Origin of the sequence: Streptosporangium sp. NPDC000095, from assembly GCF_042899335.1 — a bacterium.
Taxonomy (GTDB): Bacteria; Actinomycetota; Actinomycetes; order Streptosporangiales; family Streptosporangiaceae; genus Streptosporangium.
On sequence record NZ_JBIAZS010000002.1, the window covers coordinates 541,140 to 562,850 of the forward strand.

The 21,711-nt window shown below is 68.8% G+C and carries 21 protein-coding genes; 11 read left to right on the forward strand and 10 right to left on the reverse strand.

Annotation, left to right across the window (positions count from 1 at the left end; all coding sequences use genetic code 11):
• Positions 1–23: 23 nt before the first annotated feature.
• A complete protein-coding gene (locus tag ACFY3V_RS07820; protein WP_362903945.1) occupies positions 24–608 on the reverse strand; it encodes a TetR/AcrR family transcriptional regulator in 585 nt (194 codons plus the stop codon).
• An 80-nt stretch (positions 609–688) separates the two neighbouring features.
• On the opposite strand from ACFY3V_RS07820, the gene ACFY3V_RS07825 reads away from it, so the two are divergent.
• Positions 689–1,105 carry a VOC family protein gene (locus ACFY3V_RS07825; protein WP_362903947.1) on the forward strand — a complete coding sequence of 139 codons (417 nt, stop codon included), beginning with the start codon at positions 689–691 and terminating at the stop codon, positions 1,103–1,105.
• A gap of 1 nt (position 1,106) precedes the next feature.
• Here the strand turns inward: ACFY3V_RS07825 and ACFY3V_RS07830 are convergent, their stop codons facing one another.
• The 3 genes from ACFY3V_RS07830 to ACFY3V_RS07840 form a co-directional block, all read right to left on the reverse strand.
• Entirely contained in the window at positions 1,107–2,270 is a 1,164-nt protein-coding gene (locus ACFY3V_RS07830; protein WP_362903949.1) for an acyltransferase, read from the reverse strand.
• Positions 2,271–2,585: 315 nt separating this feature from the next.
• Complete coding sequence (locus ACFY3V_RS07835) at positions 2,586–3,635, reverse strand: hypothetical protein (RefSeq protein ID WP_389771052.1); 1,050 nt, start codon at positions 3,633–3,635, stop codon at positions 2,586–2,588.
• Entirely contained in the window at positions 3,632–4,120 is a 489-nt protein-coding gene (locus tag ACFY3V_RS07840; RefSeq protein ID WP_389771054.1) for a SigE family RNA polymerase sigma factor, read from the reverse strand. Before ACFY3V_RS07840 ends, ACFY3V_RS07835 begins: the two co-directional genes overlap by 4 nt.
• Before the next feature lie 413 nt (positions 4,121–4,533).
• Between ACFY3V_RS07840 and ACFY3V_RS07845 the strand changes: the two genes are divergently transcribed.
• Complete coding sequence (locus ACFY3V_RS07845) at positions 4,534–4,731, forward strand: DUF397 domain-containing protein (protein WP_350942283.1); 198 nt, start codon at positions 4,534–4,536, stop codon at positions 4,729–4,731.
• A 73-nt stretch (positions 4,732–4,804) separates the two neighbouring features.
• Positions 4,805–5,350, forward strand: coding sequence for an AAA family ATPase (locus tag ACFY3V_RS07850; protein ID WP_389771058.1), 546 nt, complete (start codon positions 4,805–4,807; stop codon positions 5,348–5,350).
• Between the two features lie 121 nt (positions 5,351–5,471).
• Here the strand turns inward: ACFY3V_RS07850 and ACFY3V_RS07855 are convergent, their stop codons facing one another.
• Positions 5,472–6,062 (reverse strand): YdeI family protein, encoded by a 591-nt coding sequence (locus ACFY3V_RS07855; protein ID WP_389771061.1) that lies wholly within the window; start codon positions 6,060–6,062, stop codon positions 5,472–5,474.
• On the reverse strand, positions 6,059–7,954 hold the full coding sequence (locus ACFY3V_RS07860) for an NAD(P)-binding domain-containing protein (RefSeq protein WP_389771064.1): 1,896 nt from the start codon (positions 7,952–7,954) through the stop codon (positions 6,059–6,061). Before ACFY3V_RS07860 ends, ACFY3V_RS07855 begins: the two co-directional genes overlap by 4 nt.
• 422 nt (positions 7,955–8,376) lie before the next feature.
• Here ACFY3V_RS07860 and ACFY3V_RS07865 point away from each other — a divergent pair, with 422 nt between their 5' ends.
• A complete protein-coding gene (locus ACFY3V_RS07865; protein WP_350942276.1) occupies positions 8,377–8,904 on the forward strand; it encodes a pyridoxamine 5'-phosphate oxidase family protein in 528 nt (175 codons plus the stop codon).
• Positions 8,905–9,053: 149 nt separating this feature from the next.
• Here the strand turns inward: ACFY3V_RS07865 and ACFY3V_RS07870 are convergent, their stop codons facing one another.
• Entirely contained in the window at positions 9,054–9,935 is an 882-nt protein-coding gene (locus tag ACFY3V_RS07870; protein WP_362903496.1) for a TIGR01777 family oxidoreductase, read from the reverse strand.
• 80 nt (positions 9,936–10,015) lie between these two features.
• On the opposite strand from ACFY3V_RS07870, the gene ACFY3V_RS07875 reads away from it, so the two are divergent.
• Positions 10,016–10,594: a YdeI/OmpD-associated family protein gene (locus tag ACFY3V_RS07875; protein WP_362903494.1), complete on the forward strand. Its 579-nt coding sequence runs from the start codon at positions 10,016–10,018 to the stop codon at positions 10,592–10,594.
• 169 nt (positions 10,595–10,763) lie between these two features.
• Here ACFY3V_RS07875 and ACFY3V_RS07880 read toward each other — a convergent pair whose 3' ends face one another.
• On the reverse strand, positions 10,764–12,224 hold the full coding sequence (locus tag ACFY3V_RS07880; RefSeq protein ID WP_389771070.1) for an amidohydrolase family protein: 1,461 nt from the start codon (positions 12,222–12,224) through the stop codon (positions 10,764–10,766).
• Between the two features lie 213 nt (positions 12,225–12,437).
• Between ACFY3V_RS07880 and ACFY3V_RS07885 the strand changes: the two genes are divergently transcribed.
• From ACFY3V_RS07885 to ACFY3V_RS07905, 5 genes are all read left to right on the forward strand, one after another.
• Complete coding sequence (locus tag ACFY3V_RS07885) at positions 12,438–13,649, forward strand: CaiB/BaiF CoA transferase family protein (RefSeq protein WP_389771073.1); 1,212 nt, start codon at positions 12,438–12,440, stop codon at positions 13,647–13,649.
• A 102-nt stretch (positions 13,650–13,751) separates the two neighbouring features.
• Positions 13,752–14,576: a citryl-CoA lyase gene (locus ACFY3V_RS07890; protein ID WP_389771076.1), complete on the forward strand. Its 825-nt coding sequence runs from the start codon at positions 13,752–13,754 to the stop codon at positions 14,574–14,576.
• A 31-nt stretch (positions 14,577–14,607) separates the two neighbouring features.
• A complete protein-coding gene (locus ACFY3V_RS07895) occupies positions 14,608–15,471 on the forward strand; it encodes an extradiol ring-cleavage dioxygenase (RefSeq protein WP_350942268.1) in 864 nt (287 codons plus the stop codon).
• Entirely contained in the window at positions 15,468–15,830 is a 363-nt protein-coding gene (locus ACFY3V_RS07900; protein WP_350942267.1) for a hypothetical protein, read from the forward strand. Before ACFY3V_RS07895 ends, ACFY3V_RS07900 begins: the two co-directional genes overlap by 4 nt.
• A gap of 4 nt (positions 15,831–15,834) precedes the next feature.
• Positions 15,835–16,788 (forward strand): zinc-binding alcohol dehydrogenase family protein, encoded by a 954-nt coding sequence (locus ACFY3V_RS07905; RefSeq protein ID WP_389771080.1) that lies wholly within the window; start codon positions 15,835–15,837, stop codon positions 16,786–16,788.
• A 235-nt stretch (positions 16,789–17,023) separates the two neighbouring features.
• Here the strand turns inward: ACFY3V_RS07905 and ACFY3V_RS07910 are convergent, their stop codons facing one another.
• On the reverse strand, positions 17,024–17,818 hold the full coding sequence (locus ACFY3V_RS07910) for an IclR family transcriptional regulator C-terminal domain-containing protein (RefSeq protein ID WP_350942265.1): 795 nt from the start codon (positions 17,816–17,818) through the stop codon (positions 17,024–17,026).
• A gap of 485 nt (positions 17,819–18,303) precedes the next feature.
• Between ACFY3V_RS07910 and abc-f the strand changes: the two genes are divergently transcribed.
• Entirely contained in the window at positions 18,304–19,938 is a 1,635-nt protein-coding gene (gene abc-f, locus ACFY3V_RS07915) for a ribosomal protection-like ABC-F family protein (RefSeq protein ID WP_389771083.1), read from the forward strand.
• A gap of 45 nt (positions 19,939–19,983) precedes the next feature.
• On the opposite strand, the gene ACFY3V_RS07920 is transcribed toward abc-f, so the two are convergent.
• Positions 19,984–21,528: an MDR family MFS transporter gene (locus ACFY3V_RS07920; protein ID WP_389771086.1), complete on the reverse strand. Its 1,545-nt coding sequence runs from the start codon at positions 21,526–21,528 to the stop codon at positions 19,984–19,986.
• Between the last annotated feature and the right edge of the window lie 183 nt (positions 21,529–21,711).

Sequence of the window (21,711 nt, forward strand, 5' to 3'; positions counted from 1 at the left end):
CGGGGGTCGCGCGAGGTTTTCGGTCACCGGTGCTCGCGCAGGGATTCCAGGAGGCGCGTCAACTCCTCGGTGACGGCGGGGAGGTCGTCGGGGTCGGTCGAGCGGGCCAGCCACAGGGCCGCCTCGTTCATCGCGCCGGACAGGAGGTGGGCGAGCGGCTCCACGGGCCTGCGGGCGATGACCCCCGCCTCGATCAGCGTGACGAGCGCCTCGGTGAGGTGCCGCGCCGAGGACGCCTCGTCCATCGCCCGCCACTCGTTCCAGCCGAGCACGGCGGGACCGTCGACGAGCATGATCCGTTGCACGTCCGGGTCGCGGCTCACCGCGAGGAAGGCCCGGCACCCCGCGACCAGTTGCTCCCAGGGGTCGTCGTACGCGTCGGCCGCCGCGGCGACCCGCTCGCCCACCTCCTGCTGCACCTGCTCGACGACCGCGTGGAAGAGGTCGGCCTTGCTCTCGAAGTGGTGGTAGAGCGCGCCCTTCGTCACGGCCGCCGCCCCGACGATCTGCGCCAGGCTCACCGCGGCGTACCCGTGCCGCGCGAACAGCGCCCTCGCCTCGGTCACCAGCGCCCGCCTGGTCTCCAGCCGTTGCCGTGCCCGGTTCACCGTGGCCTCCCTTGTTGACGTACCAATGGTATGTTAGCTTCACATACCGTTGGTATGCGAAATGGACCGAAGGGAACGGCATGACCCTCACGAGCTTCTACCCGGTCGTCTGCACCGACCGGATCGCCGAGTCTCACGACTTCTACCGGCGGTTTCTCGGCTTCGAGACGACGTTCGAGGCCGACTGGTACGTGAGCATGCGGCGGCCGGAACCGCCGCACTACGAGCTCGCGCTCGTCGACCGCGCCCACCCGACGGTGCCGGAGAAATACCGTTCCGCGGTGCGAGGGCTGATCCTCAACTTCGAGGTGACCGACGTCGACGCCGAGCACGACAGGCTCGTACGGCAGGCGGGGCTCCCGGTGGAACTGACGCTGCGCACCGAGGAGTTCGGCCAGCGGCACTTCATCGTGGCCGCGCCCGACGGCGTGCTCATCGACGTGATCACCCCGACCGAGCCGTCCGCCGCCTACGCGGAGCAGTACGCCCTTCCCTGATCTAGGACGTGCCCGGTGCGGACTCCCCCGTCGGCTCCCTCGCGGGTTCCCTCGGGGAAGACCTGGCCAACCGCCTGCCGAGACGTTGAGCGGGGGCCTCGATCAGGCGGTGGGTCAGGTAGCAGAGCGGCACCAGGGCGAGGAAGAACAGCGGAAGATTCGGGCTCACCCCCAGCAGGAGCGGGTGCAGCAGATAGAGGGAGAAGCTGATCACTCCGAGGTGGGCGAGCCAGCGGGGGAACGACCTGCGCCGCAGCGCGAACGCGGCCGCGAAGAAGCCCGCCGCCAGCAGGAGCGCCGGCGCCCAGCCGGGGTCGTCCTTCGCGAGGACCCCGCAGGCCAGCACCGTCAGCACGGTCACGATGGCGGTACGCCACCGGATCGCCCCCTGTTCCGCGCGATGAACGGCCGTACCGGCGAACATCATGGCCAGCACGATCAGGCCCTGCCACGCGCCGATCCGGCTGCCCAGCACCACCAGCACCACCCCGAGGAGACCACCGGCCACCGCGGCGGCCGTACGCACACCGCCCGCCGCCCGCGCCGACACCACGATGACCGCGACCGTCGCGACCCCGAGAACCGCCGCGACCAGGTCGGCGCGGCCACCGATCACCGGGCCAGGCAGCAGCAGCCCCAGGAGGACCGCCGAGATCGCCAAGGCGATCGCGGTCGCGGCCGACCGGTGCGCCCGCCCCGCGCTGAACAGCCCGGCCGCCATCAGGTAGAACGCCATCTCGTACGAGAGCGTCCACATCACGCCGATGACGGCGGGCACGCCGAGCAACTCCTGCAGCATCGTCACGTTCCCGAGGACAACGAGGGGAAGGGGACGCGTGCTCAGGCCGGGGTGCAGGGCGAACGTCCCGGCGTAGGCGAGCAGGAGGGCCAGGCCGAGCGCGACGAGCAGCAGGGGCAGCAGGCGGAAGGCCCGGCCGATCCAGAAGACCCGCAGGTCACCGCGCCGTTCCAGGGAGGCGGGGATGATATAGCCGCTGACCAGGAAGAACACGAAGACGCCCCAGGTGCCGACGTCGATCCTGCGATCCACCTCGGCCCAGAGGTCCGGGATGAAGGTCCAGCCGGAGTGGTGCAGCGCGACGGCGAGCGCGGCAGGCCCCCGCAGGGCGTCCAACCAGGCCAGCCGTGAGGGGATCGAGGCCATTCACCCGACTGTAGGCGATAGGCATACTTTCCACGCTATTGTCCAATCCACGATGTCACCGACCCCGTCTGCCTCCGGACTCGGACGGACCGAAGTCCACCGCGCGGTATCGGCGTTGCGTGCGGTGTAGTACGCGCTGCCGGTCAACGGCGCAATGACGTCGGCGATGTAGGTGATGATGGTTCCTTATCCGGTACACCGTCTTGCCCCGTGGTGTTTTTGGGCGTACTCCGGCTGCCCTCACGGCGTGAACGGCCATCGCTTCCCACTTCAAAATCATTTCAATATGGGTTTTGGGCCTATATGGGTTGCCCCTTACGGGCGACGCCAGAGGCCGACCGACCACCGGACCGGGCGGTTCGGCGCCTCGGGCCGCATGCTGAACTTCACCGTGATGGTCGCCTTCTTGCCCTTCGGCACCTTCAACTCGGCCAGCGTCATCAGGAACGGTTCGCTCGTCCCCACGCCGCATCCGCCGCGTGTGCCAAGGCGGCCGTTCACTTCGACCTCGAACAACAGCCGCGAGGCCACGTCACCGGTACAGATTTCACCGATGCCGAGCGGTTTCCCGTCGCCGAGTACGTCGAATGTGAGTGACCTGTCACGCGGCCAGGTGCCGGTCCGAGAGTCGGCCAACCGGTAGCCCCTCAGGCGCTCGGGCAGAGCCTGCGGCGCCTGCGGCTCTATCGGGCGCTCAGGTGGTGTCCACTCGTACACGGCCAGTGCCCAGGAGATCCGCTCGTTGTCCGGTGGCACGCAGGCACCCTCCGCAATCACGCACCCCGACAGACGCTTGACCAGGTCGAAGGTGACCGTGATCCGCTCACCGGCACCTGCGGGCACAACCAGCGGCACGAACTTTCTGTCCTTCTCGCACGCCAGGGGCTGCCAGGGTGACGCCGGCTCACCATCGATGCGGATCCTCGCGCCCATGCTTGACCTGTGGCCCCCGGAGCAGAGGGCCGCGACCTCCAGCGGCTTGCCCGTGACCGGCACCGTCACGGTGGCCTTCTTGGAGTCGGTCTTCGTGATGGCGGTCACGGCCAAGCGCCGGTACTCGGTGCCGTCCGCGGAGGTGAACGCCTTGGGAAATTCCGATCGCCCCTCAGGGCCGGACCCCTGGGTAGCTCCCCGGCCCGGCGGTTGGACGACGGCCACCGCATTAGGACCCGGCTGAACCTGGCCCGGCAGGAAAACGAAGCCCAGCACCGCCGCCGCGCTCACCACCGCGCCCGCTGCGGTCGCATGCCTGCGTCGGCGCATCTTGCGAATGCGCGCCTGGACCTGCTCGTTTCTGGCGGGATTGGCCGGGACAGGGCCCTCGCCCTGGGAGCGCAGGACATCCTGAAGTTTTTGTATGGTCAACGCTGCAACTCCTTCGCAATCGACTCATCCACCCGCAGTTTGGCCAGCGCTTTGGCGGTCTGACTCTTGACGGTGCCGAGCTCGCAGCCCAGCAGTCGGGCCACCTCGGCCACCGACAGGTCCTCGTAGAAGCGCAGCACCACCACGGCCCGCTGCCTGGCGGGCAGCCGTCTCACGGCCTGCCAGAGTGCCTCGCGCTCGACGAGGCCACTGAGGCCCTCCGCGGTGGGCGCGTCGGGAAAGTCGTCACGGGGCACCTCTCTCCGCCACCGCCTGCGCCACCACGAGGTGTAGGTGTTCACCAGTACCTTGCGCACGTACGCCTCGGGCTCTTCCACGGTCGGCCAGGCGAACCAGGCTTTGGCCAGGGACTCCTGCAGCAGGTCTTCTGCCAGGCTCCAATCGTGGGTCAGCAGGTAGGCCGTGCGTAACAGCCGGTCAGACCTCGCCAACACGAAGTCCTGATAAAGTGCCCGATCCGCCACGCGCTTCCCCTTGTCCGTCGGCGTCCACCGACCGGGTCGTCCAGAGGCCTTCTTCCGGCCTATTGCCTGTAGTGACGCATCGGCGCCCGGGCCGGGTTGCCCGCAGCTCTCGAGCCGCTGATGGCGTTGAGGGCCGATCCGGGATGAAAACCTTTGATTTTCGGAACCGACCCACTGCGCACGGGCTCGGAAACGGTGACGCAGAGCAGGTATATCGCCGTGTGAGGGCCAGGATGGCGCGAAAGACACTGCTTGGAAGACCGAACCGGCCTGGGCTGCATGCCGTCATCTGTGTACGTCGAGAATCCGGAGCACGCAACGCTCTATAAAATGTCTTTTAAGCGCATTTGCAATGCAGCGCTCGCCCCTGACGCATCGCAAGCGATGATCGCCGCGGCCATGAAGGAGTAGCCATGTCCTCTGATCTGCTCGGCGCTGAGTTCCGCAAGTCCAGCTACAGCAACAGCGGCGACGCATGCGTCGAGGTGGCGACGAACCTGCCGGGCCTTGTCGCCGTCCGCGACAGCAAGGACCCGTCCGGCCCCGCGCTCACCTTCACCCCGAAGGCATGGCGCGACTTCCTCGCGGGCGTCCGCGACGGCGATTTCTGACTCGCCCCCGTACGGCGGACACGACCGCAGACGTACGAGGTTTTCTACCACCACAGCGCGACAAAGGACATTCATGAGCCCCATACCCCCGCAGGCCGTCGTTCTCGTCACCGGGATCCAGGCCGCAGGGAAGTCGACCGTCGCGCAGATGCTGGCTGAGCGGTTGCCGCGTTCGGTGCACGTCCGGGGCGACCTGTTCCGCCGCATGGTGGTCAACGGCCGGGCCGACATGACGCCCGACCCGTCCGCCGAGGCGGTGCGGCAACTGCGGTTGCGGTACCGGCTGACGGCGGCCACCTGCGACGCGTACGCCGAGGACGGGTTCACGGTGGTCGCCCAGGATGTCGTCCTCGGCGACCACCTCGCCGAGATGACCGGACTCATCCGGCGGCGGCCGTTGTTCGTCGTCGTGCTCGCCCCGCGCCCCGAGGCCGTCGCCGCCCGCGAGGCGGCCCGGGGCAAGGAGGCCTACGACCGGTGGACCATCGACCTCCTCGACGAGGGCCTGCGTACCACGACCCCCCGCCTCGGTCTCTGGCTCGACACCTCCGACCAGACCCCCGAGGAGACCGTGGACGAGATCGTCGAACGGGCGGGGGCCGAGGCCGAGGTTGGGTGATCGGTCAGACGCTCCACCCACGGTGGTCGGTCAGACGTTCCCCCCACGGTGATCGGGCGGACCCTCCACCCACGGCGGTCGGTCGGACGCTCCACCCGCAAGGTCGCGACGTGGGGAGGCGTCACGGTTTTCTTCGGGGGCCGTGGAGTGGCTCCCCGGCTTCGAGGCGTTCGACGTAGTCGGCGATCCTGCGTGCCCTGGTCTCGGCCTTCCTCGCTTTCTCGACGGTGAGCAGGATCTGGTAGCCGTTGCTTCTGCTGAGGGCGGCGAAGGCGGCCGCCGCGGTGGGAGAGGCGTCGAGCGCCGCCCGCAGGTCGGGTGGGACCTCGGCCGTGCTCGCCGGGGCGTAGGCCGCGGCCCAGCGGCCGTCGGCCTTGGCGAGCTCGATCTGTTCGAGCCCGGCCGCTCGCATCCGGCCCGCCGCGACGAGCTTCTCGACCTTGGCACAGTTGATCTTCGACCACGAGCTGCGGGCCCTGCGCGGGGAGAAGCGCTGGGCCCACCAGCCGTCCGGCGAGTTTCCGGAGAATGCCTTGCCGTCGATCCAGCCGTAGCACAGAGCCACGTCCAGGGCCTGGGACCTGGTGACCGAGGGCACCGGCGTCCCCTTCTTCGGCAGGGCGACCCAGACCTCGTCCGCGGTCCGGTGGTTCGCCTCCAACCAGGCGGCGAACTCCTCGACCGAGGCGAAGCGCAGGTTCTCGTCCGTCATCGAACACCCTCGACGTGCAGACCTCCGGCCTTGACCTCGGCGGACCGGCTCCGCTGTTCGGCGGCGGCCTTGACCCGCTCCAGGGTCTTGTGGATGCCGTCGCGCAGCTCCTCGGTGTGCCCCTCGTAGCCGCCGAGCGCCAGGTTGGCGAAGGAGGCGGTGCGCTTGCGCTGCCCTGTGCTCTGCCCGGAGACGTCCCACCGCTCGGTGAGAAGGGTGCCGCCGCCGTCCTGCTCCAGCCGGTAGCTCCAGCGCACGCCGTTGGTGGCGGTACGGAACGCGAAGGACTTGCCCGGCTCCGCCTGCTCGACCTCGTTGGTGGTGACCCAGGTGACCCAGCCGCGGCGGTTGATCCCGACGAAGCGTGCGCCGACCCCGCGCCTGCCGCCGATCCAGAAGCATCGACGGCATTCGGGACTCCACTGTCCCATCCGCGTCACGTCGCTGATGAGGTCCCACACCACGTGCGGATCGGCGTCGATCCAGATCGACACCTCCTCGGGCTCGTAGCCCTCGGGAAGCCCGTTCGCGGCGGCCTTCGCCTTGAGCCTGGCCTCGGCCTTGGCCGCCGCCGGTGCGCGCCGGGCCCCGTCGCGCCGGGCGCGGCGCAGTTCGGCCAGGTAGGGATAGTGGTCCACCTGCATGGTGTGCCGCTTGGACGTCACGTAGCGCTTGGCGAGCCTCTCCTTGTACTGGTCGATCTCCCGGCGCATCCGCTCGGGCGAGGGCAGCGCGGCGCTGCCGTCCAGCAGGTCGGCCACCCAGTGGGACTGCGCCTCGGACAGCACCGTGGTCGCGCCCAGGGGCTGGAAGAGGCCGATGAAGTACAGGCCGGGGTGGTTGGGGTCGACCACGCGGTGGAACAGGGAGACGTCGTTGTCGGTGGGGGCGATCACGCTCTCGTCCAGGAACGGGAAGTTGATCTTGTACCCGGTGCTGTAGATGACCGCGTCGATCACCTCGCTGCTGCCGTCGACGAAGTGCACCGTGTCACCGTCGAAACGGGCGATGTTCGGCTTCACGGTGATGTCGCCGTGGCCGAGGCGGGGCAGCAGGGACTCGGAGACGGTCGGGTGGGAGTTGAACAGCTTGTGGCCCGGCTCCGGCAGCCCGTAGTCGGTGACCTTGCCGACCGTGAGGCGCAGCAGGCCCGCCATGATCCACCGCTGCATCTCCCTCGGCAGCACCGTGGTGAGGAAGGGGCTGATGAGGTCGTCGCTGGGCTTGCCGAACATGAACTTGGGGAAGACGTATCCCCCGCGGCGCATCGCCATGAAGGTGCGCTCGGAGACGGTGGAGGTCTCCACCGCGATGTCCGACGCCGAGTTGCCGAGGCCGAGCACGAGCACCCGCTTGCCGGCGTACTCGTCGGGGACCTTGTAGTAGTGCGAATGGGTCTGGATGCCCGTGAAGGTGTCCGCGCCGGGGAAGGCCGGCTCGGGGTAGCGGGGGGTCGAGTGGTGTCCGTTCGCCACCACCACCGCCCGGTAGTGGCGGGTGGTCTCGGCGCCGGTGTCGCGGTTGCGCGCGGTCACGTGCCAGCCGCCGCCCTCGGCCGGTTCGACGCGGGTGACCTCGGTACGGAAGATGATCGCGTCACGGAAGCCGAAGTGGTCGACGAAGTCGTCGAAGTAGCGCGCCATCTGGTAGTGGGTGGGATAGGCCGGATAGTGGTCCGGCATGGGGTAGCTGCGGTACTCCGTCAGGTGTCGGGAGGTGTTGATGTGCAGCGACCGGTAGCCCGAGGACAGGCCGTTGTCGTTGAGATAGCGCCAGTTGCCCCCGATTTCGGAGCCGGCCTCGTAACAGTCGAAGGCGATACCGCGCTCGTGCAGGACCTGACAGGTGGCGATACCTGATGATCCCGCTCCGATAATACAGACGTCCTCCATGATTCCCTTCCTTCTTGGGATCGGTTTCCCGGTCGCACCCACCTCACCGTGCCGCTGCGAAACACGAGGCCATATCCCCGGATTTCGCGTCACCCTTTCACTCAACCGTCCACGGCGTTTACGTTTACCTGCGATCAGGTTATGCCGGTAACACCTTTCGGACAACGGACACCCCATAAGGGTTGCTTATTGAATAACGGAACAACCTCTTATTGGACTCGCGACGCCCCTGCTCATCACGGGTGGCGAATTAAGGTCACCACGGAGCCTGATCGATGCGAGAGAGACCCCTTATTACGACGTCATTGCCCGCCCGCGACCGCGGACGTAGCCTCGTGATCGGAACATCATCCATCACCTATCCGGCGCCGGGAAAATCTCCCCTCATCGAGACGGCCCCTGCGTCGCAGAAAGGAAAAACGATGTCCGTCACTTATCCCGAGGCGAAACTGGACGTGCGTTACAGCGAGCCGGGGGTGGAGCCCACGTCGTGGCAGGAGACCCTGGGCGTGCTGGAGACGGCCGAGCTTTTCTGGCTGACGACCGTCCGCGTCGACGGCCGCCCCCACGTGACCCCGGTGGTCGCGGTGTGGCACGACGACGCCATGTACTTCACCACCGCTTCGATCGAGCAGAAGATGCGCAACCTTGAGCACAGCGGAAAGGTCGCGCTGACGACGGGGAACAACCTCTGGACCAAGGGACTCGACATCGTCGTCGAGGGCACGGCCACCGAGATCACCGCCCCCGAGGCTCTGCCGGGGATCGTCGACGCCTTCGACGCGAAGTACGGCGCGCACAACAGCTGGAGCCTGGAGCTCATCGACGATGTCGCCCAGGTCGCGGGCCACCCCGCGATCGTGTTCCGCGTCGAGCCGGCCAAGGTGCTCGCGTTCGGAAAGGAACCGCACGCGCAGACCGGCTACCGCTTCACCGTCTCCCCGGCCTGACGGCGACCGCTACGCGTCCGAACGCCGGCGCCCACGGCGTGATCCCGGCCTCTCACAGAACGTCGGCGAGCACCGGAGGCCGGCAAGCCCGGCATCTCACGGGAGGCCGACACACCCGGTGTCTCACCGGAGGCCGGACGCCCCGCGTCTCACAGGACGTCCGCGAGCGCGGCGTCGAAATCGACGTGCCGGAACGTGAAGCCCGCCTCGCACAGGACCCGCGGAACCGCGCGCAGGCTGATGAGCGCCAGCTCGTCGGCCGATTCCCCGAGCACGGCACGCACCACCGCCTTCGGTACCGGCAGATACACGGGCCGATGGAGTGCCCGGCCCAGCGCCTTGGTGAACTCGCCGTTGGTCACGGGTTCCGGCGCGCACAGATTGACCGGTCCAGAGATGTCCGGGTTCTCCAGGAGGAAGCGGATGGCGGCGACCTCGTCCGGCAGGCTGATCCACGCCACGTACTGCCTGCCGTCGCCGAGTCGCCCGCCCACTCCGAGCCGGATCGGCGGCCTGAGCAGGCTGAGCAGGCCGCCGTCGGACGACAGTACGAGGCCGGTGCGCAGCAGCACGACCCGGCTGCCCGCGTCGCGCGCCACCGTGGTCGCGGCCTCCCAGTCGACGACCATCTCGGCGAGGAAGCCGCGGCCCAGGCCCGACGTCTCGTCGGCGACGTCGTCCCCGGTGTTGCCGTAGAAGCTCAGGCTGGACGCGTTGAGCAGGGTGGGGATGCCGTACTCGGCGACGGCTTCGGCGAGCGTCCTGGCAGGCTCGATGCGGCTGGCACGGATGCGTCGCTTCCGCTCCGCGTTCCAGCGCCCCTGGACCGACGAGCCACACAGGTTGATCACGGCGTCGACGCCGTCGAACGCGTCTCGCGGAATCGTGCCGGACGGTGGATCCCATCGGTGCTCGTCCTGCGCCGCTGGTTCGCGTCGTACGAGTCTGCGCACCTTGTGGCCCGCTTCGCGAAGCTCGGAAACGATTGCCCTGCCGATAAGACCGGTTGATCCCGCGACGACGATCAGCATATGAACCACATTACTTCGCCCGCATTGTCGCGCGTCAATACGGCACCGAGACCGACAGCTGGGGCGATAACCTGATCCATATGGATGAGCGCGACGGAGTGGAAATCATCGCCTTCTCGGACGCCGAGGCGTTCGAGAGCTGGCTTGCCGAGAATCACACACGCCACGAGGGCCTGTGGGTCAAATTGGCCAAGAAGAAAACGGGTATTCCAACGGTCACTTCCGACGAGCTGGTCGATGTCGGATTGTGCTACGGCTGGATATCCGGGCAGCGACTGTCTCTCGACGAGCGGTACTACCTGCAGAAGTACGTGCCGCGCCGCCCCAGGAGCCTGTGGTCGCAGGTGAACGTCGACAAGGTCGCGATGCTGACCGCCGAGGGACGGATGCGCGAGCCCGGCCTCGCCGAGGTGCGCAAGGCGCAGGAGGACGGGCGGTGGGCGGTGGCGTACGAGTCACAGAAGACCGCGACGGTGCCCCCCGATCTCGCGGCGGCGCTGGACGCGGATCCGGATGCCAGGAAGGCGTTCGAGGCGCTCGACAAGACCGGGCGTTACCTGGTGATCCTGCCGTTGCTCCAGGCGCTCACACCGGAGAACAGGAAGGTCCGTCTCGACAAAATCCTCGAAACTCTCGCAAAGAGCGAAAAATCGCGATAAATAATCGTTATCGCCCCTGGTCGCCGTCCGAATCCGTTCACCTCTCGCCGATATTCGGGGAGCGGGAAATCACCGGATCCGTCCCGCCCTTGAGCGACACGCCCCCTCCGGGAGTGACCCCCTCTGTCACTCCCGGACCCCGCGGTGACCCGACCGGATCGCGGTGGCGCTACTCGGACTCCCGCAGGGAGTGGGTCACGTCGCTGTGGTAGTCGGTGTAGGTGTACGGATTGTCGAGGAGGGTGGTCTGGGGGACGTCGGGGTTCATGCCCTGCCGCCACGCCTCCTCTCCCATCGTCGTCCGCAGGTGGTCGACGGTCCGCTCGACCTGCCGGCGGGCGGCGGCCAGGTCGATGCCGAGCAGGCGGTGCTCGTGCTTCACGACGCGGCCGTCGACGAGGACGGTGTGCACGTCGCCGCGCTGCGCCTGGAACGCGATGTGGCCGTAGGGGTTGAGCATCGGGAACGAGACCGGTGAGTGCTCGTTCTTGATCAGGACGATGTCGGCCTTGCGGCCCACCTCCAGGGCACCGAGCTCGTCGTCGCGGCCGAGGGCGCGCGCACCGCCTCGGGTGGCCCAGTCCACGACCTGGTCGGCACGCAGGTTGCAGTGCGTGACGGTGTCCCCCTTGGCGTGGGCCTCCATGTGCTCGCGGGAACGGTCGGCGCCGAGCGTGGTGCGCATCGCGGAGAAGAGATCGCCGCTCCACCAGACGCTGGTGTCCATCGAGAGCGAGACCGGGATGCCGTGCGCCCGGATGGCCCAGGTGGGCGGATAGCCCTGGCCCGCGCTCTGCTCGCTCTCGGTGGAGATCGAGATGGAGCCGCCGGTGGCCGCGATGCGGTGGTAGGAGTCCGCGGAGAGCGAGGCGGCGTGGACGTACACCGTCTCGGCCCCCATGAAGCCGTGGTCGTACATGAGCCGGATGCCGTCGTCGCTGGTGGCGCCCCACACGCCGGCGTGGGTGGTGACCGCGACGCCGAGTTCGCGGGCGACCTCGAAGGCGGGCCGCTCGGGGAAGGACGGGTCGCCGGTGACGTCGAAGGCGAGCTGGAAGCCGAGCATGTCGTCTCCGGTGATCCGCCGCCGGACGAAGTCCCGGAACTCCGGCGCGGCGGTCCATTCGGCCGGCGCCTGCTGGATGTTGCCGTACGCCAGGACGAACCGGCCGGGCACCGAGCGCAGCGCGTCCACGGCGGCGTCGGCGTGGTCCACCGTCTGCAGGCCGTGTGACCAGTCGACGACGGTCGTGACGCCCGCGTCGATCGCCTCGATCGCGGCCAGCACGTTGCCGGCGTGGACGTCCTCGGGCCTGAAGAGTTTGCCGTGTTCGAGGTAGTACCAGATGAAGTACTGGGTCAGGGTCCAGTCGGCGCCGTAGCCGCGCATCGCGGTCTGCCACATGTGCCGGTGGGTGTCGATCATTCCGGGCATCACGATGCCGTCGGTCGCGTCGATCTCGGCGGTGCCCTCGGGGACGGACAGCTCGGGCCCGACGGCCGCGATCCGGTCGCCGACGACGAGGACGTCGGTGCCGGTGAGAACCCGGCGCCCGTCGTCCATCGGCAGCACCGTGCCTCCGCGCAGCACCACCGGCCGGCCTGGCTCGAACCGAATCCGCTCGCTCATGACCAGAACTCCTTACCGCACATACCAGATCACCTGACCGGACGTGTGTCCGTCTTACGGTCAATATGTTTCTCCGTACTGTCGTACCTCACGCTGCGGCTGTCAACAGATCGTTTCCGTGCGCGGCTCGCTTGACGGATGACGTAAATTGGCCAGAATCGAGTTAGCGGACATATGTCCATTGAGCGGACCAACGAGAGGGGTTGGGTGTCAGTGAGCGCTGCGTCGCCGGACGAGAGCACCGGCGGGCCGTCGGAGACACCGTCGGCGGCGCCGTCGGGTCCGCTGTCGGGGGTGCTGGTCGCGGACTTCTCGCGGGTGCTGGCCGGGCCGTACGCCACCATGCTGCTCGCCGACCTGGGCGCCGAGGTGGTGAAGGTCGAGGGCCCCGGTGGCGACGACACGCGCTCGTGGACGCCACCGGTACGCGGTGACGTGTCCACCTACTACCTGGGCGTGAACCGCGGCAAACGTTCGATCGCACTGAACCTGCGCGACGAGACCGACGCCGGGCTCGCCCGCGAGCTGGCCCGCAGGGCGGACGTGGTGGTGGAGAACTTCAAGCCCGGCGGGCTCGCCAAGTACGGCCTCGACTACGACAGCGTCCGCGCGGCCAACCCGGGCGTGATCTACGGCTCGATCAGCGGCTTCGGCTCCGGCGAGGGACGCCACGTGCCCGGATACGACCTGATGGTGCAGGCGATCTCCGGCCTGATGAGCCTCACCGGGGACCCGGACGGGCCGCCCTACCGCGCGGGGATCTCCGTGTTCGACGTGATGGCCGGCAACCACGCGGTGATCGGCATCCTCGCCGCGCTGCGCCACCGGGACGCGACCGGCCAGGGACAGCACGTCGAGGTGAACCTCCTGTCGTCGGCGCTGACCGGGCTGGTCAACCACAGCTCCGCCTACGTCGCCGGCGGGGAGATCCCCTTCAGGATGGGCAACGCCCACCCCAGCGTGTTCCCGTACGAGCCGCTGCCGACCGCCGACAACGACCTGATCGTCACCGCCGCCAACGACGGCCAGTTCCGCAGGCTGTGCGAGGTCCTGGGCATCCCGGAGATCGCCGACGACCCCCGGTTCGCCCGCAACGCCGACCGCACCGAACGCCGTGACGAACTACGTCCGATCCTCGTCGAGCGACTCGCCGCGCGGGGCGCGGTCGAGTGGTTCGACCTGCTGGTGGAGGCCGGGGTGCCCAGCGGCCCGATCAACACCATCGACGGCGGGTTCGCGATGGCCGAGCGCTTCGGGCTCGACCCGATCGTGGAGGTCGGCGAGGACGATCGGGCGGTGCCGACGACGCGGCATCCCATAAGGTTCTCGCGGACCCCGGCCGGCTACCGGCTGCCGCCGCCCGAACTGGACGAGCACGGCGCTGAGCTGCGTGAATGGCTCGCGAAGGAGAACGACCGTGACTGAGCCCGACGAGTCGCGCGAGACGTTCTCGACGGAGGACGACCGTGACCGCACCGGACGAGCACGGCACCGAACCACGCGAGACGCCCGCCAAGGAGAACGACCGTGACCGAACGGATCGACCGTCCCGAGTACCCGACCGCGCTCGGCGCCTCCAGCCTCAAGAAGATCACCCTGCTCGGCCACGACCTGGCGGCCGACGTCATGGGCGAGGTCGGATTCGGCGAGCTGGCCTTCTGGCTGGCGACCCAGCGGCGGCCGGAGCGCGGCGAGGTGCGGGTGTTCGAGGCCGTCCTGGCCGCACTCGCCGACCACGGCTTCACCCCGACCGCGATCGTCACCCGCCTCACCTACCTGTCCGCACCTGACTCGGTGCAGGGCGCGCTCGCGGCGGGCCTGCTGGGCGGCGGGTCGAGGTTCCTCGGCGTCACCGAGGACACCGGCCGCTTCCTGCACGACGTGCTGACCTCGGTCGACGGCGACCTCCCGGAGGGCGACGACGGCTGGGACGCCCTCGCCCTGAAGACCGTCCAGGAGCGGCGCGCCGCCGGGAAGTTCGTCCCCGGGCTCGGCCATCACGTCCACAAGGAGGGCGACCCGCGCACCCCCCGGCTGATGGAGATCGCCACCGAGGAGGATCTGTTCGGGCCGCACCTGTCGCTGTTCGCCGCGATCGGCCGGATGCATCCGCAGGTGCTCGGCCGGACGCTGCCGCTGAACGGGGCCGGGGTGTGCGGCGCCGCGCTCGCCGACCTGGGCCTGCCGCTGGAGCTGCTGCGCGGGTTCGCCCTGCTCGCCAGGACCGCCGGGCTGATCGGACAGCTCGCCGAGGAGATACGCAACCCGGTCGGCAACGACATCTTCCTCTCGGTGGACCTCAACAACCGGCCCGTCGAGCCCGTGCCGTACACCCCAGAAGATCTTTCCTGACCTCCCCCACCCCGCACGACAAGGAGTTCCCATGGCCGAGCTGGTCGCGGTGATCGCGTCCACGCACCACCCGTTCTACTACCGGGCGAGCACCGCGACGGGTGCCGACCGCCCGGAGTTCGCCGACGAGTGGGTACGCAAGGTCGAGGCGTTCCGCGAGACCCTGACCAAGGCGCGTCCCGACGTGCTGGTGATGGTGGGCTCCGACCACTTCCACCAGCTGTGGCTGGACAACATGCCGCAGTTCCTCATCGGCAAGGCACCGTTCTACGACGCCAACTTCTACAACGAGGAACGCGAGTTCGGGCTGCCGCGCATGCTGTTCAGAGGCCAGGAGGACCTCTCGGCCTACCTGCTGCGCGAGGGTATGGACGCGGGATTCGACCTCGCGTTCTCCAACGAGCTGCGGATCGACCACTCGATCACGTGCCCGATCATCACGCTGCGCCCGCAGAACGACCTGCCGATCGTGCCGATCTACACCAACATCTTCGCCCCGCCGCTGCCGAGGCCCAAGCGCTTCGTACAGCTCGGGAAGACGATCCGCGAGCTGGTGGAGTCCTGGCCGCAGGACATGAGGGTCGCCGTGATCGGCACCGGGCACCTCTCGCTGGAGCTGGGCGGCCCCCGGCAGTTCGGCCCCCACGGCCCCGACCCGGAGTTCGACCGGCGCGCCGTGGAATGGATCTCGACCGGTGACCTTGAGGGCTGCCTGTCGGAGGTGACGCTGGACAGCCTGCACGCGCCGGGCAACGCCACTCACGGCTTCATGGACTTCATGCTGATGATGGGCGTCGCGGGCGAGGGCAAGAAGGCCGACTACGTCGACACCTATGACCTGTTCCACACCATGGAGGCATACTTCACCTGGTACCCGAACGGAGTCGGCCAGTGAGCAAGTACCTGCTGAACAAGTTCCTCTACACCGTCGACCGCGACCCCGAACTCGTCGAACGCTACCGCGAGGACCCCCGGGGCACCGTGGAGTGGTGGGAGAGAGAACAGGCCAACCGCATCCTCAACTGCATCGACGGCGAGTCGAGCACCTGGCTCTCCTTCGACGACACCGAACGCGCCGCGCTCACCGAACACGACTACACCAAGCTGTTCGAACTCGGGGCGCACCCGTTCCTCACCCTCACCCTCTTCATCGCGATGTTCGAACGCGACCACGACGAGCCACTCGGTTTCCAGCTCCAGTACGCCCAACGGCTCGCGCACTTCGCGCTCCCCTATCCCGACATCGCCACCTGAGCCCATGCGCGCCATAGAGATCCAAGAACCCGGCCGGCCCCCGGTGCCGGTCGAGCGGGACGCGCCCGAGGCCGTCCGGGGCGAGACGCTGATCAAGGTGACGGCCGCCCCCGTCACCCCGCTCGACCTGCTGTGCGCGAGCGGCACGTCCTACTTCGGCAGGCCACGGACCCCGTACGTGCCGGGTGTGCAGGGGGTCGGGACCGTCGAGGGCGAACCGGTGTGGTTCGCGACCTCGGCGGGGATGGCCCCCGGGGACGGGAGCATGGCCGAGGTCGCCCGCGTCCCCGAGGGCAGTCTGGTGAGACTTCCCTCGGGAGTCGACCCGGTGGCGATCGCCGCCCTGGGACTGTCGGCCATCGCCGCGCACCAGGCCCTGACCTGGCGCGGTGAGCTGGTCGCCGGAGAACAGGTCCTGGTGCTCGGCGCCGGTGGCGTGGTCGGCCAGGCGGCCGTCCAGCTCGCCCGCCTCGCCGGTGCCCGCAGGGTCGTCGCGGGCGCGCGGTCCGCCGCCGCCAGGGAACGGGCCGAGCTGGCCGGTGCCGACGCCGTCGTCACGCTCGACACCGAGGACGTCGCCGAACTGGCCGCGCGCTTCGCCGCCGTCGCCGACGGACCAATCGACCTGGTGCTCGACCCGTTGTTCGGCGTACCGGCCGCGGCCGCCGCGCGCACCCTGCGTCCCGGCGGCAGGCTGGTCAACCTCGGCAGCTCGGCGAGCGAGACCTGCCCGATCGACTCGGCCACCCTCCGCGGAAAATCACTGCGCCTGCTCGGCTACACCAACAACGAGCTGACCCCGGAGCAGCGCGCCGCCTCGCTCGCGCTCATCTCCGAACAGGCCCTGCTCGGCAACCTGTCCGTCACCCACGAAAGCCTGCCGCTGCGGGAGGCGGAGGAGGCGTGGCGGCGCCAACGCGAGGGCAGCGCGACCGGCCGCATCGTCCTCATCCCTTGAACGGCCCGGACGCCCCAGACGGCCCGGACGGTCAAGACAGCCCGGACGACTCGGAACGCCCTGATCGACCCGACAACCCCGGACGAACGGTCAGGACACGATCGTCCGGGTCCGGGTTCGGCCCTGGATAACCCGGGGCACCACCGGGTTCCGAATCCGAATCCGAATCCGAATCCGGATCCGGATCCGGATCCGGATCCGGATCCGGGTCCGGGCCACTCAGGGCACCACCGGGTCACCGGGTCACGTGAGGCACCGTCTCCAGCCGGGCGAAGTCCGCGCTGATCTCACCGGCGGTCTGGAGCAGCGGAGGAAGGTGCTCCTCCAGGAGCCGTTCCAGCGAGGTCTCCGCGGCGTGGCTGTTCACGTTGATCCCGGCGATCACGCGTCCTGACCCGTCACGCAGCGGCGCGGCGACCGAACGGATCCCCGGCGCGAGCTGCTCGTCGGTGAACGCCCAGCCGCGCGCGCGGACCTCGCGCAGCTCGGCGGCCAGCTCCTCGCGGCCGATCCGCCGCGGTTCGATGCCGGAACGGGACGGCTCGGCCAGCACGCGCTCCACCTCCTCGGGGGTGAGCGCGGCCAGGCAGACCTTGCCCAGCGACGTCGCCTGCGCCGGAAACCGGGTGCCGATCTGCACGGCCAGGCCCACGATCTTGGGAACCGCGACCCGTGCCACGTAGACGATGTCGGAGCCGTCGAGCTGGGCGATCGAGCACGACTCACCCGTACGGGCGACGAGCCTTTCCAGGTGCGGGCGGGCGACGTCCCACAACCCCATCGAACGCACGTAGGCCACCCCCAGGTCCAGCACCCGAGGGGTGAGCGCGAACCCTCCCTCGCACGAACGCACATAACCCAGCTCCTGGAGGGTGAGCAGGATGCGGCGGGTGGTCGGCCTGGCCAGACCGGTCGCCGTGGCCACCTGGGTCAGTGACATCACCGGCCGGTTGGGCTGGAAGGCGGTGACGACCTCCAACCCCCGGGCCAGTGCCTCGATGAAATCCGGTCCGACGCCTTCCCGCGGCATTGACGGACTCCTCACGATGGGGTGGTTACCGGACGATCCACCCTGCAGGGGGACCGGCATACGGACAATTTATGTGAGTGCCTGGCATATTCGCCACCCAGCTTATATGTCCACGTAGCGCGGCACCGCGAAGACGACTTCCCGCCGTATCGTGACCTCGACCCGACCGGCGGTCGACGACCGCATCCCTCTTCGCTCGCTGGGCGGACAAGTAGCCATTCTCCGGCGCGTCCGTCGACCGCGGGACCCGGGGTGACGGCATCGCGCCCGCACCCTTTCACGTCCAATATGCTGGGCTACGAGTGACAGGGAATCAGGGAGACCAGACGTGATAGGCGACGACGACATCTCCGGGTGATACCGGAAGTGATCGGCCACCGGCGGGCGCGTAGGAGCGCCGACGCCGTGGCCATCTCTGTCGTCAGCCCATCGATCCCCGCCGGGCGGCTCCGACGCGCGCCCGCGTCCCACACGAGGTCTCTCGCATGTCCGATGCGTTCATCATCTGCTCGAACCTTTCCTTCTCCTGGCCCGACGACACCCCGGTCTTCCAGGATCTGTCCTTCACCGTGGGTGCCGGCCGTACCGGCCTCGTCGCACCGAACGGCGCGGGGAAGAGCACCCTGCTCAAGCTGATCGCCGGGGAGTACCGGCCCGGCGGCGGAAGCGTGTCCGTCGAGGGCGTGCTCGGCTACCTCCCGCAGACCCTGCCGCTCACCGGCGACCTCACCGTGGCCGAAGTCCTGGAGATCGCTCCGGTGATCAGGGCCCTGGACGCCATCGAGTCCGGAGACACCGACGAGGAGCACTTCACCACGATCGGCGACGACTGGGACATCGAGGAGCGCACCCGTGCCCAGCTGGACCGGCTCGGCCTCGGGGAGATCTCCTTCACCCGGCACCTGCGCACCCTCAGCGGTGGCCAGATCATCTCTCTTGGCCTGGCGGCACAGCTGCTGAAGCGGCCCGACGTCCTTCTGCTGGACGAACCGACCAACAACCTCGACCTGGACGCGCGCCGCAAGCTCTACGACGTGCTGGAAGACTGGAACGGCTGCCTGCTGCTCGTCAGTCACGACCGGGCGCTGCTGGACCGCATGGACCGCATCGCCGAACTCGACCGGGGCGAGGTCCGCTCCTACGGCGGTGACTTCACCGCCTACGAGGAGTCCGTCCGGGCCGCCAGGGAGGTCGCGGAGAAGAACGTCCGCAACGCCGAGCAGGAGGTCAAGCGGGAGAAACGGGAGATGCAGCAGGCCCGCGAGCGGGCGGCCCGCCGGGCGAGCAACGCCGCCCGCAACCTCAAGGACGCCGGCCTGCCGAAGATCTTCGCGGGAACGATGAAACGCGACGCCCAGGAGTCGGCGGGAAAGGCGAACGAGACCCACGCGGCGCGGGTCAACGACGCCAAGGCCCGGCTCGACGAGGCGGGCCGGGCACTGCGCGACGAGCAGAAGATCACGCTGGAACTGCCCGGCACCAACGTCCCCGCGGGACGCACGGTCTTTCTCGGGAGGGGGATGCGGGTCCACTACGGTGAGCGGGAGGTGTTCGCGGGAGAGGGCGCCGACCTGACGATCCGGGGACCCGAGCGGATCGCGCTGACCGGCTCCAACGGCACCGGCAAGTCCACCCTGCTGCGTCTGATCAACGGTGACCTCGAACCGGAGGGCGGTCAGGCCAGGCGGGCCGACGGCCAGGTCGCCTACCTGTCCCAACGGCTGGACCTGCTCGATCCCGGCCGCACCGTGGCGGAGAACTTCGCCGCGTTCGCCCCCGTGATGCCGCAGGACCAGCGGATGAACCTGCTCGCCCGCTTCCTGTTCCGTGGCGCCCGCGCTCACCTGCCGGTCGGGGTGCTGTCCGGCGGTGAGCGCCTGCGCGCCACCCTGGCCTGCGTGCTGTACGCGGAACCGGCACCGCAGCTACTGCTGCTGGACGAACCGACCAACAACCTCGACCTGGTCAGCGTCGGCCAACTGGAAAGCGCGCTCAGCGCCTACGAGGGCGCGTTCGTCGTGGTCAGCCACGACGAACGCTTCCTCGCCGAGATCAGGATCGACCGCTGGCTGCGGCTCTCCGAGGGCCGGCTGCTGGAGACGGGACCCCCGACGGACTGAACGGTCCCTGCCCGCACATGCCCCCACGTCCCTTGCCCCACATCGTCACACCGGCTCCGTCGACCGGACCTTCTCGACCTCGTCGGCGGTGCCGCCCGCTCGGGCGGCGCCGCCCACCCCGGCGGGAACGTCCTCCTGTGCGGAGCCGTTCCCATCGGCGGAGGTGCCCTCCTGAGCGGGACCGTCCGCGTGAGCAGGACCGTCCGCGTGGTCGTCCGCGTGAGCGGGGCCGTCCGCTCGGGCGGGCAGGAGCAGGGCGGTGATGATCACGATCACGGACAGCGCCGCACCGATGATGAAGGCCAACCGCATACCGCCGAGGGTGGCGAGCACCTCCGTGGCTCCCTCGGATCTCAGGGCACCGGCTCGCGCGCTCATCACGGTGATCACAAGCGCGGTACCCATCGCAGCGGCGACCTGCTGCAACGTGCTCAGAATCGAGCTGGCGTGGGAGTAGAGCGGCGGCGGAACGGCCCCGAGCCCGAGGGTGAACACCGGCGTGAAGGCCAGGGCCAGACTCACCATCAGCAGCGCGTGCAGACCGAGGAGCTGCCAGAACGGCATCGTCATCGTGATCTGGGTGAAGCCGGTGAGCGCGAGCGTGATCCCGATCGCGCCGGGGACGACCAGCACCCGACCGCCGAACCGGTCGAACAGACGGCCGACGACCGGACCGAGCAGACCCATCGCGAGACCACCCGGCATCACGAGGAGCCCGGTCTGCAGGGCGCTGAGCCCACGGACGTTCTGGAGGTACAGCGGCAGCAGGATCATCGAGCCGAGCATCGCCATGAAGGACACCGACATCAGGATCAGCGCGACCGTATAGGTGCGGTATCGCAGGGTGCGCAGGTCCAGCAGCGGTATGTCGCGCTTCTGCAGCGACACCTGGCGGAGGACGAAGACGAGAATGGCGAGCAGACCCGCCGCCACGGTCGTGACGGCGACGGCGACGTCACCGCCCTCGAACCTGCTGAGCCCGTAGACCAGGCCGCCGAAACCGGCGGCCGCGGTCACCACGCTCAACCAGTCGATGGTGCTGACCTCGGGCTCCCCGACGTTCTTGAGCTGCCTCAGGCCACCCCACGTGATCAAGGCGGCGATGGGGAGCACCACGGCGAACAGCAGCCGCCAGGACCCGAAATTGAGGATCACTCCCGAGACCGCCGGACCCATGGCCGGCGCGACCGAGATGGCGAGGCTGACGTTGCCCATCACCCGGCCCCGCTCCGACCTGGGCACCACCTGCATCAACGTGGTCATCAGCAGCGGCATCATCACGGCCGTCCCCGACGCCTGGACGATGCGGGCGCCCAGCAGCACCTCGAACGACGGCGCGACGGCGGCCAACGCCGTACCGAGCAGGAACAGGCCCATCGCGACGGTGTAGGCGCTGCGGGTGGACACCCGCTGCAGGAACCACCCGGTGATCGGGATGACCGCGGCCATGGTCAGCATGAAGGCGGTCGAGAGCCACTGCGCGGTCTGCTCGTTGATGTGCAACGCGTCCATCAACTGCGGGATCGCGTTAATCATGATCGTTTCGTTGAGGATGACCACGAACGTGGCGAGCACCAACAGCCGGATCACGGGCGGGGTGCGACCTGAACCAGCGGTCGCGGACTTGGCTGGTGAATCGAGCTGGAGGCTGGACACGGCTCCTCAATCGGGGTTGTCGAAGATGAGATCGGTGGCGTCGAACACGACGCGGTCATGGCTGGCGTCCCAGCCTCAGGTCTCGCAAGACGTTGCGGTCATGCAGAGTTTGACGCA